The organism is Streptomyces sp. NPDC048211, from assembly GCF_043202315.1.
Taxonomy (GTDB): domain Bacteria; phylum Actinomycetota; class Actinomycetes; order Streptomycetales; family Streptomycetaceae; genus Streptomyces.
Genome location: NZ_JBIDAD010000003.1, coordinates 470,345 through 482,883, shown reverse-complemented (window position 1 = coordinate 482,883; position 12,539 = coordinate 470,345). Strand labels below are relative to the sequence as shown.

At 71.8% G+C, this 12,539-nt stretch carries 16 protein-coding genes; 8 read left to right on the top strand and 8 right to left on the bottom strand.

Annotated features, from left to right (window positions below; translation table 11 throughout):
- Window positions 1-94 precede the first annotated feature (94 nt).
- Window positions 95-409 (top strand): DUF6191 domain-containing protein, encoded by a 315-nt coding sequence (locus tag ACGFZA_RS14945; protein ID WP_393679265.1) that lies wholly within the window; start codon window positions 95-97, stop codon window positions 407-409.
- 85 nt (window positions 410-494) lie between these two features.
- On the opposite strand, the gene ACGFZA_RS14940 is transcribed toward ACGFZA_RS14945, so the two are convergent.
- On the bottom strand, window positions 495-1,097 hold the full coding sequence (locus ACGFZA_RS14940; RefSeq protein WP_393679263.1) for a phosphatase PAP2 family protein: 603 nt from the start codon (window positions 1,095-1,097) through the stop codon (window positions 495-497).
- Window positions 1,094-1,759, bottom strand: coding sequence for a DedA family protein (locus ACGFZA_RS14935; protein WP_393679261.1), 666 nt, complete (start codon window positions 1,757-1,759; stop codon window positions 1,094-1,096). The genes ACGFZA_RS14940 and ACGFZA_RS14935 overlap by 4 nt, the downstream gene beginning before the upstream one ends.
- 227 nt (window positions 1,760-1,986) lie before the next feature.
- Between ACGFZA_RS14935 and ACGFZA_RS14930 the strand changes: the two genes are divergently transcribed.
- The 3 genes from ACGFZA_RS14930 (at window position 1,987) to abc-f (ending at window position 5,264) form a co-directional block, all read left to right on the top strand.
- Entirely contained in the window at window positions 1,987-2,367 is a 381-nt protein-coding gene (locus tag ACGFZA_RS14930; RefSeq protein ID WP_385282871.1) for a BlaI/MecI/CopY family transcriptional regulator, read from the top strand.
- Window positions 2,364-3,302, top strand: coding sequence for a M56 family metallopeptidase (locus tag ACGFZA_RS14925; RefSeq protein WP_393679259.1), 939 nt, complete (start codon window positions 2,364-2,366; stop codon window positions 3,300-3,302). Before ACGFZA_RS14930 ends, ACGFZA_RS14925 begins: the two co-directional genes overlap by 4 nt.
- Before the next feature lie 318 nt (window positions 3,303-3,620).
- Window positions 3,621-5,264, top strand: coding sequence for a ribosomal protection-like ABC-F family protein (gene abc-f / locus ACGFZA_RS14920; RefSeq protein WP_393679257.1), 1,644 nt, complete (start codon window positions 3,621-3,623; stop codon window positions 5,262-5,264).
- 43 nt (window positions 5,265-5,307) lie between these two features.
- Here the strand turns inward: abc-f and ACGFZA_RS14915 are convergent, their stop codons facing one another.
- The 4 genes from ACGFZA_RS14915 to dhaK are packed head-to-tail and all read right to left on the bottom strand — an operon-like array spanning window position 5,308 to window position 7,929.
- Complete coding sequence (locus ACGFZA_RS14915; protein WP_393679255.1) at window positions 5,308-5,820, bottom strand: NUDIX domain-containing protein; 513 nt, start codon at window positions 5,818-5,820, stop codon at window positions 5,308-5,310.
- A 49-nt stretch (window positions 5,821-5,869) separates the two neighbouring features.
- Window positions 5,870-6,280: a PTS-dependent dihydroxyacetone kinase phosphotransferase subunit DhaM gene (locus tag ACGFZA_RS14910; RefSeq protein ID WP_385282826.1), complete on the bottom strand. Its 411-nt coding sequence runs from the start codon at window positions 6,278-6,280 to the stop codon at window positions 5,870-5,872.
- Window positions 6,277-6,891 (bottom strand): dihydroxyacetone kinase subunit DhaL, encoded by a 615-nt coding sequence (gene dhaL / locus ACGFZA_RS14905; protein WP_385282823.1) that lies wholly within the window; start codon window positions 6,889-6,891, stop codon window positions 6,277-6,279. The genes ACGFZA_RS14910 and dhaL overlap by 4 nt, the downstream gene beginning before the upstream one ends.
- 51 nt (window positions 6,892-6,942) lie before the next feature.
- On the bottom strand, window positions 6,943-7,929 hold the full coding sequence (gene dhaK, locus ACGFZA_RS14900) for a dihydroxyacetone kinase subunit DhaK (protein ID WP_393679251.1): 987 nt from the start codon (window positions 7,927-7,929) through the stop codon (window positions 6,943-6,945).
- Window positions 7,930-8,113: 184 nt separating this feature from the next.
- Here dhaK and ACGFZA_RS14895 point away from each other — a divergent pair, with 184 nt between their 5' ends.
- A complete protein-coding gene (locus tag ACGFZA_RS14895; RefSeq protein ID WP_393679249.1) occupies window positions 8,114-9,403 on the top strand; it encodes an MFS transporter in 1,290 nt (429 codons plus the stop codon).
- Between the two features lie 130 nt (window positions 9,404-9,533).
- A complete protein-coding gene (locus tag ACGFZA_RS14890; protein ID WP_385282814.1) occupies window positions 9,534-10,079 on the top strand; it encodes a DUF1697 domain-containing protein in 546 nt (181 codons plus the stop codon).
- 11 nt (window positions 10,080-10,090) lie between these two features.
- Here the strand turns inward: ACGFZA_RS14890 and ACGFZA_RS14885 are convergent, their stop codons facing one another.
- Window positions 10,091-10,513 (bottom strand): arsenate reductase ArsC, encoded by a 423-nt coding sequence (locus ACGFZA_RS14885; protein WP_385282811.1) that lies wholly within the window; start codon window positions 10,511-10,513, stop codon window positions 10,091-10,093.
- A 94-nt stretch (window positions 10,514-10,607) separates the two neighbouring features.
- Between ACGFZA_RS14885 and ACGFZA_RS14880 the strand changes: the two genes are divergently transcribed.
- Together ACGFZA_RS14880 and arsB are read left to right on the top strand one after the other, a co-directional pair.
- Window positions 10,608-10,916 (top strand): ArsR/SmtB family transcription factor, encoded by a 309-nt coding sequence (locus ACGFZA_RS14880; protein ID WP_385282808.1) that lies wholly within the window; start codon window positions 10,608-10,610, stop codon window positions 10,914-10,916.
- On the top strand, window positions 10,913-12,040 hold the full coding sequence (gene arsB / locus ACGFZA_RS14875) for an ACR3 family arsenite efflux transporter (RefSeq protein ID WP_393679246.1): 1,128 nt from the start codon (window positions 10,913-10,915) through the stop codon (window positions 12,038-12,040). Before ACGFZA_RS14880 ends, arsB begins: the two co-directional genes overlap by 4 nt.
- Before the next feature lie 45 nt (window positions 12,041-12,085).
- On the opposite strand, the gene ACGFZA_RS14870 is transcribed toward arsB, so the two are convergent.
- The gene (locus tag ACGFZA_RS14870; RefSeq protein ID WP_385282803.1) at window positions 12,086-12,451 is read right to left on the bottom strand and encodes an ArsR/SmtB family transcription factor; all 366 of its coding nucleotides are present in this window, start codon (window positions 12,449-12,451) and stop codon (window positions 12,086-12,088) included.
- Window positions 12,452-12,539: the final 88 nt, after the last annotated feature.

Below are 12,539 nucleotides of genomic sequence, written 5' to 3'. Positions count from 1 at the left end.
CACGACCCTGCGGGCCGTCGCACCGCGCGCCGGCCCGCATCGTCGTACCTCGCGGCCGATGGACACCGCACCGCCCCGGACGGATACTCCCCCCATGGAATTCGCCGCCCTGATGACGCTGCCCGTACTGGTGATCGGGCTGACCGTCGCCGCCTTCCTCGATCAGCTGCTGCTGAGGGCGGGGCGGGCGGGGCTGCTGCCGTGGCGCAACAGCGCCAGACAGGGCCAGATCTCGGCGACCGGCTTCGAGCAGCTGCATGCGACGTTCTCACCCGGCAAGCAGAGCGAGCTCAAGGAACGCCAGAGCGCCCTGCTGCTGCGCGACGACGAGGAGGACGGAGCACCGCCCCACCGCTCCACCGTCGACCTCGACGGCGGCCTCGCCGTCATCCGTCTGCCGGGGGAGTGACGGAGCCTCGCGACCCGCACAGTGCGCATGCGAGGCGCACGGGCACAGCAGGGCCTCCGGCGGATCGAACGGCGCACGCGTCTGCTCACCCCGCCGCGACCAGCGGGCGCAGCCGGCTTTCGCGCAATCGCACGACCGCCGGCGCGCAGCGGCGGGCCGCCACCGCCAGGGGCCAGGCGGCCAGGGCGCCGGCCAGCAGGCCGATCAGCACATCGTGCGGGTAGTGCGCCCCGACCCAGACCCGGGAAGCACCCATCAGCAGAGCGGCGGCGAGCGCGACCGCGCCGATCCGGCGGTCGGTCAGCCAGATCGCAGTCGCCGCGGCAGCTGCGATGGCGGCGTGGTTGCTGGGGAACGACCAGTCGCCGAGGGCGGGACAGGCCTCCACCGTCACGACGTGCAGCGTCCGGCAGGGCCGCTGTTCATGGAAGGCGGACTTGAACAGGTCGTTGACGAGGTACGCGGCCACCACGACCAGCGGGGTGCACAGGGCCATGGCGGTCCGCGCGGGATCCGCGGTCCGCGAGCGCCACCAGGACGCGAGCATCAGCAGGGCGAACAGGGCCAGGCCGTAGTCCGACCAGACGCGGACGGCTGAATCCAGGGCGGCGGGGGAACGCTGGGCCAGCTCGGTGACCCAGGTGTAGAACCCCCCGTCGATCGAGGAAGCGGTGGAGGCGGGCGTCATCGGTGGGTGTCTCCTTCGGTGGTGCGCCGGGCGCGGATCAGTTCGGCGGCGAGCGGGACGAGGGAGACCGCGACGACCAGGGCGACGATCGGCAGCAGGTACCGGTCGACGTTGGGAACCGAGGACCCCAGCCCATATCCGGCGAGCACCAGTCCGACGGTCCAGACCACGCCGCCGACCGCCTGCCACAGCGTGAACACCCGCACCGGGACGTCGAGCGCCCCGGCCAGCGGGTTCAGCACGGTCCGCACCACGGGGACGAAACGGGCCAGCACGATCGCCCGGCCATGGCCGTACTTCCCGAGCAGCTCCTCGGCGCGGGCTGCGCCTTCGCGCAGGCGCCCGGAGCCGCTGCGGGCGAGCAGCGCCCGGCCGCCGCGCCGCCCGATCCAGTAGCCGGCCTGTGCGCCGATCAGCGCGCCGGCCACCGAGGCCATCAGCACCTGCGGCAGTGAAAGCTCGACCGGTCCGTGCGCGCCGGGCACACAGAAGAGGCCCGCGGTGAACAGCAGGGAGTCGCCGGGCAGGAAGAAGCCGACGAGCAGCCCCGTCTCGGCGAAGAGCACGACGGCGATGCCGAGCGCGCCGAACGTGCCGAGCAGTGAACCGGCATCCAGCAGGTTCACCGCTTGAGGCAGGGGCGCCGACGAAAGTACGGACACGGTGGCGGGTCTCCATAATGGTCAGCGGGCGGCCTTGCGGAACGCCCGGATCGTCTACAGTAACGTAGACGGTCTACGTCACTGTAGACGATCGAGCGGGGAGGAGCGTTCCCATGTCCCAGGTGAACGGGATACCGGGCGGGGAATCCGCCCACCGGCCGTCCGGTGCGGCGCCCGGCGAGCCGGCCCCATCGGACACGCCCGGGGCGAGTCCCCCCGCCGTACCCGTGCCCGGCCCGGCGGACCGCGCCGCCGAGCGACGTCCCTCCGGCGAACTGGAATCGACGGTCCTGGCGGCGCTCTGGGCGGCCGGGACGCCGCTCACACCCGGCCAGGTGCAGGGCGCGATCGAGACGGAACTCGCCCGCACCACCGTCACCACGATCCTGTCGCGCCTCTACGAGAAGGGCTCGGTCACCCGCGGCAGGGTGGGGCGCGGTTTCGCATACACGCCCACCGAGGACGCTGCCGGACTGACCGCCCGCCGGATGCACAGCGAACTGCGCAAGGAACAGGACCGCAGCACGGTGCTGGCCCGGTTCGTCTCACAGCTCTCCGACGAGGACGAGAGGCTGCTCCGCGATCTCCTCGACGGTGACCCCCGGTGATCTACGCCGTGTGGATTCCGCTGCTGGTGCCCTTCGCGGTCGTCCCCGCCGCCCGCCGGCTGGCCGACGCCCTGCCCCCGGTACAGGCCGCCCGGCTCCTCGCCGCGACCGGTGCGGGCCTCGCGCTCTGCGCCCTGTCCGCCCTCGCGCTGCTCGTCGTACCAGGTGCGGGCCGCCTCTCCGTCGTCGCCGCCGCGGGGGACTTCGTCCACCCGCTCGCGGTACCCGCACCGGGCACGGCCGTCCCGCTCGCCGCTGCCGCCCTGGTGCTGATCACCGGCTGCGCCGCCGCCCTGACACGCGCGGTGCGCGGCCACTGGGGCCGGCTTCACCGGTCCGCCGGTCCGGACCGGGGCGACGGGGGAGAACTCGCGGTCCTGCGGGACGACCGGCCGGACGCCTACGCACTGCCCGGCCGGCCCGGCAGTCCCGGCCGGATCGTCGTCACCACCGGCATGCTGCACGCCCTCGACCCGGCCGAAAGGGAAGCGCTCCTCGCCCACGAACGCGCTCACCTCGCCGGGCGCCACCACCTGTACCTCGCAGCCGCCGAACTGTCCGCGCGCTGCCATCCCGCCCTGCGCGCCCTGCGGGCTCCCCTGGCCTACGCACTGGAGCGCTGGGCCGACGAGGCAGCCGCGCAGGCGGTGGGGGACCGCCGGGTCGCGGCCCGGGCCGTCGGGCGCGCCGCACTCGCCGTACGGGCCGCCGGAGAGCCGCCCGCGTCCCGCCCCGCCCATGCGCTCGCGGCCGCCGCGGGGCCCGTCCCGCGCCGCGTCGCTGCCCTTCTCGGCAAGGCCGCCGCACGCCCGCGCGTCGGCAGGGCTGCCGCCGCGGCGCTGCTCGCCTGCCTGGTGGTGTCGGGGACGGCCGCACTCGACGCGACGTACGACCTGCACAGCAGCATCGAGATCGCACAGGGCGAGAGCCCGTAGGCGCCGACGCGTGTCGTTCTGCCGCGCGGGAGCCCCACAGGACGGCAGGTCCTCACGGTCGCTCCCGCGTGGTCGCTCCCGCAAGAAGCTGTGACAGTCGGCGCGGTGTCCGGCTATGGGCACCCCTTAGACTGCCTGCATGGGCTGGTACTACTACTTCCGCTGACTGCGCGCAGGGCCACCGCCGCGCGACGCCGGGCCGTCACACCGTGACGTCCGCGCCGCGCCGCGTGCAGCCCTCCCCTCGGACCGTCCGGAAGCCCCGCCCGCCGCGCCCTGCCACAGGCGCCGAGGCACCCACCCCAGGGACAAGCAACCATGCCCCTCTCGCACGACCACTCCCAGCTGACCCTCAAGGACGTCTCCAAGGCATACGGAGACCGTGCCGTCCTCGACCAGGTCTCACTCACCGTCCGCCCCGGCGACCACGTCGGGGTCATCGGCGAGAACGGATCCGGCAAGTCCACGCTCCTGCGGCTGATCGCCGGAGCCGAGACGCCGGACAGCGGCGAGATCACCGTCCGCTTCCACGGCGGCACCGGCTACCTCTCGCAGACGCTCGCCCTCGACCCCGCCCGCACCGTCCAGGACGCCGTGGACGCCGCCTTCGCCGAACTGCGCGTACTGGAGCGGCGGATCCGTGCCGCCGAGGCGGCACTCGCCGCGTCCGGGGGAATCGACGAGGCACAACTGACCGTGTACGGAGACCTGCTGACGGAGTACGAAGAACGCGGCGGATACCGGGCCGATGCCCGGGTCGACGCCGCCGTGCACGGACTCGGGCTCGGGCACATCACCCGGGAGCGCACGCTCGGCAGCCTCTCCGGGGGCGAACAGTCCAGGCTCGCGCTCGCCTGCGTCCTGGCATCCGACCCCGAACTGCTGCTGCTCGACGAGCCGACCAACCACCTCGACCTCCGGGCCACCACCTGGCTGGAGGAACAGCTGCGTGCCCACCGCGGCACCCTCGTCGTGATCACTCACGACCGGGCGTTCCTGGAGCGGACGACCACCGTCATCGTCGAGGTCGACCGCGATCTGCGCAGCGCCGTCCGGTACGGGGACGGCTGGGACGGCTACCGCACGGCGAAGGCCGCGGCACGCCGCCGCTGGGCCCAGGACCACCAGGAATGGCAGGACGAGCTGGCCCGTGCCGAAGAACTCGTGAACGCCTCGGGCCGGCGGCTCGCCGTCACCGGAACGGACCCCGGGGAGGGCTGGGGCAAGCATCGCCGGTCGCACGAGGCGAAGCTGTCCGGGCAGGTCAGAGCGGCAAGGACGAGGCTGGAAGGGCTGCGCAGGGCGCCCGTGCCGGCTCCGCCCCAGCCGCTGCGGTTCTCCGCCGGGCTGACCCTGGCCTCCGACGGCGCCCGGGAGCCGGGGCCACTCGTGGAGCTCACATCCGTCGCGGTGGGCGAGCGGCTGAGCATGCCGGAGCTGCGGGTGGAGAGCGGGCAGCGTCTGCTGGTCACCGGGGCGAACGGGGCCGGGAAATCGACCCTCCTGCGGGTACTGGCGGGTGACCTCGCCCCCGACACGGGCACGGTGCGCCGCCGGGCCAGGGTCGGCTATCTGCCGCAGGAGCTTCCCGCCCGGCCGACCCGGCGCACCCTGCTGGACACCTTCGCGGCGGGACGGCTCGGTCACGCCGACGAGTACACTGACATGCTTCTCGCACTCGGGCTCTTCCGCCCGGAGGACCTGCCCGTCCCGGTCGCCGCGCTCTCCGTCGGACAACAACGCAGACTGGCGCTGGCCAGGCTGGTCACCCGGCCCGCCGATCTGCTGGTGCTGGACGAACCGACCAACCACATCGCCCTGAACCTGGTGGAGGAGCTGGAGGCGGCACTGGCGGCGTACGAGGGAGCCGTCGTGGTCGTCTCGCACGACCGCAGCTTCCGCAGCCGCTTCACCGGCGACCGGCTGCGACTGCGGGCCGGCAGGACCGTCACCCGCACCTGACCGCGGTGCCGCACGACGGGGCCCGAGTCCGCCGCGGGCGGACTCAGGCCCCGTCGTCGTGCCCGGCCGGTTCCTGTCCGTCGGACAGGTGGTCCCGCAGCCGGTCCAGGAAGACGCGCTGGCCCTTGACCAGCCGCTCGGCGGCGACCTCCGGCGTACACCAGGCGAACCGGTCGATCTCCGGGAACTCCCGCCGCACGCCGGATCCCCGCGGCCACTCCATGGTGAACGTCCCCGGCACCGCCGTGGCCGGATCGACGTCGGCCTCCACCGCCCACACGGTCACCGTCTTGCCGCCGGCCTGGCGCGACTCGCCCAGCGCCACCCACGCCCCGTCCGGGACGGGGTGGCCGAACTCCTCCTCGAACTCGCGGCGTGCCGCTGCCCCGGCCCCCTCCTCGGGCCCGTACTCGCCCTTGGGGACCGACCACGCCGCCTCCTCCCGGCGCGCCCAGAACGGTCCGCCCATGTGCCCGACGAGCACCTCGAAGCCGGTGCCGCGGCGGCGGAACAGGAGAAGACCGGCGCTGCGTCCGGAGTGCGCGTGGGGTGCCATGCCGTCAAGTGTGGGTGGCAGGACCGCAACCGCGCGGACGACAGGCCGCCTACACCTTGCGGTAGTCGTACGCCTCCGTGGCCGCGGCCACCACCGCGTCGAGATCGCCGCCAGCCGAAGCGGTGACCACCGCGGCCACCGCACCCTCCACGAAGGGCGCGTCGACCAGGCGGGTCCCGTCGGGGAGCTCGTCGCCCTCGGCCACCATCGCCTTCACCGTGAGCACGGCGCTGCCCAGGTCGACGAGTACCGCGACCCCCGCCCCGCCGTCGACGGACCGGGCCGCCTCCGCGATGAGCTCCGCGCTGGTCCCGAGCCCGCCCGCCGGAGTACCGCCCGCCGCGGCCACCGGCGCCGTCGCCCCACCGGCCGCGAGCCCCCTCGCCAGCTCGGCGACCGCCGCGGCCACCGGACCGCTGTGCGACACCAGCACGATGCCGACCTGCTTGTCCGCGCTCACGCGTCACCTCCGTCCGCACCGGCCGCCTCCGCGAGCGCGGCGATCAGCAACGCGGCCGACGTCGCCCCCGGGTCCTGATGCCCGATGCTCCGCTCACCCAGATAACTCGCCCTGCCCTTGCGCGCCTGGAGGGGGACGGTCGCCAGTGCGCCCGCCCCGGCCGCGTCCCGTCCCGCCTCGAACGACGTCCCGAGTGCCTCGACCGCGGGCAGCAGCGCATCGAGCATCGTCTTGTCCCCGGCCTGCGCGCCGCCCAGCTGGGCCACCGCGGCCACACCTGCCCCGAGCGCACGCGCCAGCTCCTCGGCGCCGACAGCCGGGGCATCCCCCAGTTCCTTGCCCGTGCGCCGCAGCAGCGTTCCGTACAGCGGGCCCGACGCCCCGCCGACGGTCGAGATCAACTGCCGCCCGGCGAGCATCAGCACGGCGCCCGGTGTCACTGGCGGTTCCTTCTCCAGGGCTGCCGCGACGGCGGTGAAACCGCGCTGCAGATTGCTGCCGTGGTCGGCGTCCCCGATCGCGGAGTCGAGTTCGGTCAGATGCGCCGCCTCACGGTCGACCGCGGCAGTGGTCGTGGACATCCAGCGGAGGAAGAATTCGGCGTCGAGCACATGCGCTCCTCGGTACGTCGGACGAAAGGGCATTCCAGGGGAACGGGCGGGTCAACGGCCCCAGCGCAGCGCGGGTGTCTGCACGGGTGCGTCCCAGAGCCGTACCAGTTCCTCGTCCACCTGGCAGAGCGTCACCGAACAGCCCGCCATGTCGAGCGAGGTCACGTAGTTCCCCACGAGGGTACGGGCCACCACCACACCGCGCTCGGAGAGCACCCGCTGTACCTCGGCGTTGAATCCGTACAGCTCCAGCAACGGTGTCGCCCCCATCCCGTTGACGAGCGCGATGACCGGCCCCCGTGGCCGCAGGTCCTCCAGTACCGCGTCCACCGCGAAGTCGGCGATCTCCCGTGACGTCATCATCGGGCGCCGCTCCCGTCCGGGCTCGCCGTGGATCCCCACCCCGAGTTCGAGTTCGCCCGGCGGCAGATCGAAGGTGGGGGAGCCCTTGGCGGGCGCGGTCACCGAGGTCAGGGCCACCCCGAAGCTCCGCGACGCCTCGTTGACCTGCCGCGCGAGGGCCGCCACCCGGTCCAGGGGCGCGCCCTCCTCCGCCGCCGCCCCGGCGATCTTCTCCACGAACAGGGTCGCTCCCGTGCCCCTGCGCCCGGCCGTGAAGAGGCTGTCGGTCACCGCCACGTCGTCGTTGACGAGCACCTGGGCGACCCGTACCCCTTCCTCGTCGGCGAGTTCGGCGGCCATCTCGAAGTTGAGCACGTCACCGGTGTAGTTCTTCACGACGAACAGCACGCCCGCACCGCTGTCGACGGCGGCGGCGGCCCGCACCATCTGATCCGGGACGGGCGACGTGAACACCTCGCCCGGGCAGGCGGCCGACAGCATCCCGGGGCCGACGAACCCGGCATGGAGCGGTTCGTGCCCGGACCCGCCGCCGGAGACCAGGGCGACCTTTCCGGCAACGGGGGCGTCGCGTCGCACGACGACACGGTTCTCGACGTCCACGGTCAGTTCGGGATGGGCGGCGGCCATGCCGCGCAGCCCGTCGGCGACCACGGTTTCAGGGACGTTGATCAGCATGCGCAACGGAATCTCCCAGGAAGGCTGTCGACGGTGGACCACCACCGTAGGACGCCGGAGGTCCCGTGCGAAGAACCGCACGTGTCCGCTCGTGGACGATGTCCCCGGGACGGCCGGAAAATGACGGGCCTCTCCGCACCGGGACGCATACCGTCGAGGCGGACCGGACCGGGGAGGGCATGCAGTGGGTGCAGGTGAAGGGCCGCAGAAGGAGTCGGCGACGGCAGCGGGTGAACGTGGTTCCCCCGCGCTCCGGAGAAACCCCGCCTACCGTATGTTCCTTGTCATCCAGGCCCTGTCCGCCCTCGGGGACTCCTTCTCGTACGTGGCGATCCCGCTCCTGGTGCTGCACAGCACGGGTTCGGTGGTCCAGATGGGGGTCGTCACCGGCCTCACGGGTGTCGCGTCGATCGTCACGGGTGTCTTCGCGGGGGTGATCGCGGACCGGTTCGACCGTCGGTGGCTGCTGGTGATCAGCGACGGGGCCCGCTGTCTGCTCTACGCGATCGTCCCGCTGGTCTGGCTGTTCGCGACGCCGATCTGGCTGATCTACCTCATCGTGCCGGTCGTCGGTGCCTTCGCCATGCTCTTCCAGGTCACCTATGTGACCGTCGTCCCGGCCATCGTGGGGCCCGACCAGATCGCGAGAGCCAACGGGCATCTCTTCGCCACCTTCGCCGTCGCCGGAGTCGCCGGCCCGGCACTCGCGGGTTTCGTGGCAGCGGCCGCCGGGCCGGCCGCTGCCATCGGCATCGACGCGGTGACCTTCGCGGTCTCCGCGATCGGGGTGCTGTTCATCAGGATCCGCACGACCCCGCGGGTGGACGCGGAGCGGGCCGGACGCGGTGCGGTGCGGCGGGAGTTCCTGGCAGGCGCACAATTCCTCCGGGCACATCCGGTGCTCCGGCCGTTGACCGTGCTGCTGGCGCTGCTGACCTTCCTCACCTACGGGATGACAGACCTCGTCATCTATCTGCTGAAGCACGATCTCGGCCACAGTGACACCACGGTCGGCTATGTGCTGGCGGCCGGTACGGTCGGCGCGTTCGTCGCCTCCGCCGTGGTCGCCCGGGTCCGCGCGCGGATGGGGTTCGGGGCGAGCTGGATCACGGCCTTCGCGCTCGCCGGGGTGACCGTCGCCTGCATGGGTCCGGCGAGGAGCGTACCGGTGGTCGCCGTTCTGATGACGGTCAACGCCGTGTGTACCGGTGTGGCCGGAATCTCCTCCATGTCGCTGCGTCAGGAGGTGACCCCGAGTCGGCTGCTGGGGCGGGTCACCTCCACGTTCTGGACCATCCACTCGGCTCTCGGCCCGCTGGGCGCGGCCGCCGCCACCACTGCCGCGGCCGGATTCGGGGTGACCGCGGTCTTCGTCGTCATCGGAATCGCCGTGCTGGGCATCGCGTTGGCGGGCACGGCGACCGGGATCGCGCAGTCGTCGCCCGTCGAGCGGCCGTTGGGGGACGCCGCGTGACCCGGCGGCGAATGCACCGCAGCGCTCGGACCTGCCACCCCCTCGTCCGGCGGCGCGCGGGCTACGCTGTCGGGCGCCGACCGTGGCTCGCCCTCACTTTCCACACCTCCTTGCGGACAGGTGATCTGATTTGCTGTACATCGCGTTCCTGCGCGGGATGAACGTGCCGGGCCGCTCCGTGAAGATGGAGTATCTGCGCAGTCTGTTCACGGACATGGGGTTCGGTTCCGTACGCAGCTACATCCAGAGCGGCAACGTCTTCTTCGAGTCCGACGAGGCGGACCGGTCCGCGCTCGGCGCGCGAATCGGTGAGCACCTCGAAGGGGCGCTCGGCTACGAGGTCGCGGTCTGTCTGCGTACGGTGCCGGAACTGGAAGCGCTCATCGCGCTCGACCCGTTCAAGGACGTCACGGTCACCGACGACCTGCGCTGCTGTGTGGTGTTCGCGACCGAGCGGATCGATCCCGCGCTCTCGCTGCCGATGCTCTCACCGAAGAAGGACATGGAGATCATCGGCAGTTCCGGGTACGACGCCTTCGTCGTCTGGCATCTGATCAACGGCAAGGCGCCCGCCGCGAAGGGTTTCCAGGAGCGCGTCCTGGGCCACGACGCGACGACGCGCTTCTTCCACACCGTGGTGAAGATCCTCGCCGCGGCCAAGAAGGGCGCGGCCTGAGGAACGGGCCGTCAGGCCGCGGTGCTCGGGGCGATCTCCGCGACGAGGTCCTCGACGAGTGCCCTGATCTCGTCGCGGACGGTGCGCACCGCCTCGACTCCCAGGCCGGCCGGGTCGTCCAGTTCCCAGTCGAGGTAGCGCTTGCCGGGGAAGACGGGGCAGGTGTCCCCGCAGCCCATCGTGACGCACACATCGGACTCCCGGACCGCGTCGGCCGTCAGCACCTTCGGGGTCTGCGCGGAGATGTCGATCCCTGCCTCCGCCATCGCCTCGACTGCGGCGGGGTTGACGGCGTTGCCGGGGTCCGATCCGGCGGACCGGACCTCGACGCGGTCCCCGGCCAGGTGGGTCAGCCAGGCCGCGGCCATCTGGGAGCGGCCTGCGTTGTGTACGCAGACGAACAGGACGGACGGCTTGCGACCGGGCTCGGCCATGGTGATCGTGCTCCCTCGTCGTGTGACGGATCCAGCCCGTCAATGAATCACTCCCGGCTGATATCAGCGGGTAGTGATGTGAGAGTATCCCCGCATGCTGACTTCAGTCGATGCTGATCTGATGCGGGTGCTGAGCGATCCGCTCCGCCTCCGGATCGTGACCCTCCTGGCGCGCGAGACGCTGTGTACGACGCACCTGGTCGAGGAGACCGGTGCGAAGCAGACGAACCTGTCCAACCACATGAAGGTCCTCCGGGAGTCCGGTGTGGTGGACACCGAACCCTGTGGCCGCTTCACCTACTACAAGCTGCGCCCCGAGGTTCTCGCCGGGCTCTCCGCGCAGTTCGCGGCGCTGGCCGAGTCCGCCCGTACGGCAGCCGGGAACAAGAGGGCCTGCCCGTGACCGGCGAGGGCGCCGCGAAGGTGCACACGGACGGCCGGGCCGCAGACGGGTCCGGTGCGGACTCGGTCGTCCGGAAGCTCTCCGTTCTCGACCGCTGGCTCGCCCTGTGGATCCTGCTCGCCATGGCCGTCGGCCTGGGGCTGGGGCGGGCGATCCCCGGGATGAACGACGCGCTGGCCAAGACCGAGGTCGGGGGCATTTCCCTGCCGATCGCGCTGGGACTGCTCGTGATGCTGTATCCGGTACTCGCCAAGGTCCGCTACGACAGGCTCGGCGCCGTCACCGGCGACCGCAGGCTGATGGTGTCCTCGCTGGTCATCAACTGGATCGTCGGACCGGCGGTCATGTTCGCCCTGGCATGGATGTTCCTGTCCGACCTGCCCGAGTACCGCACCGGCCTGATCATCGTCGGACTCGCACGCTGCATCGCCATGGTCATCATCTGGAACGACCTCGCCTGCGGCGACCGTGAGGCGGCGGCCGTCCTGGTCGCGCTGAACTCCGTGTTCCAGGTGATCGCGTTCGGCGTGCTGGGCTGGTTCTACCTGGACGTGCTGCCGCGGTGGCTGGGCCTCGGGGACGGGCAGGGCCTCGATGTTCCGGTCTGGCACATCGCCCTCAACGTCGTCGTCTTCCTCGGCGTCCCGCTGCTCGCCGGCTTCCTCACTCGCCGCTTCGGCGAGCGGAGGACGGGCCGCGACGCCTACGAAGCCGATTTCCTGCCGAGGATCGGACCTTGGGCCCTGTACGGGCTGCTCTTCACGATCGTCATCCTCTTCGCGCTCCAGGGGAGGACCATCACCTCGCAACCGCTGGACGTCGTACGCATCGCACTGCCGCTGCTCGTCTACTTCGCGATCATGTTCTTCGGGTCCTTCCTGCTCGGCAAGGCCCTCGGGCTGGCCTACGACCGCACCGCGACTCTGGCCTTCACCGCGGCCGGCAACAACTTCGAGCTGGCCATCGCCGTCGCCATCGCCACCTTCGGCGTCACCTCCGGCCAGGCGCTGTCAGGTGTCGTCGGTCCGCTGATCGAGGTCCCGGTGCTGATCGGACTGGTGTACGTCGCCCTGGCCTGGCGCGACAGGTTCGTGTCGCCCGTGGCGGCGGGCCGGGAGGGCTGACGGCGCGCCTGCCCCGCAGGTGCTGTGTGCGGAGTGCCGGTGCCGTCAGGCTCGCAGGTCGAGCAAGGCGGACATGGCTGCGACGACGGACGGCGCGACCTGGTAGTAGACCCAGGTTCCACGCCGCTCCGAGGTCAGCAGCCCCGCCTCGCGCAGCTTCTTCAGATGATGCGAAACGGTCGGCTGGGAGACGCCGACATCGGAGATGTCGCACACGCACGCCTCACCGCCCGCATGCGACGCGACCTTCGAGAACAGGCGCAGTCGCACCGGGTCGGACAGCGCCTTGAACATCGCGGCCATTCTTTCCGCGTCGTCCTGCGACAGCTCTCCCGCGGTGATCGGCGGGCAGCACGGCACGACTGTCCCGGCGTCCAGGACCGGCAGCTCCGCGCTCTTCGAATTCGACATGTGTCTATGTTGACGCCCATCTATGTGAGTGGCAAGCTTCGAATATAGACAAGGATCGAAACAGCGGTCGCCGACGGCCGCCCAACGC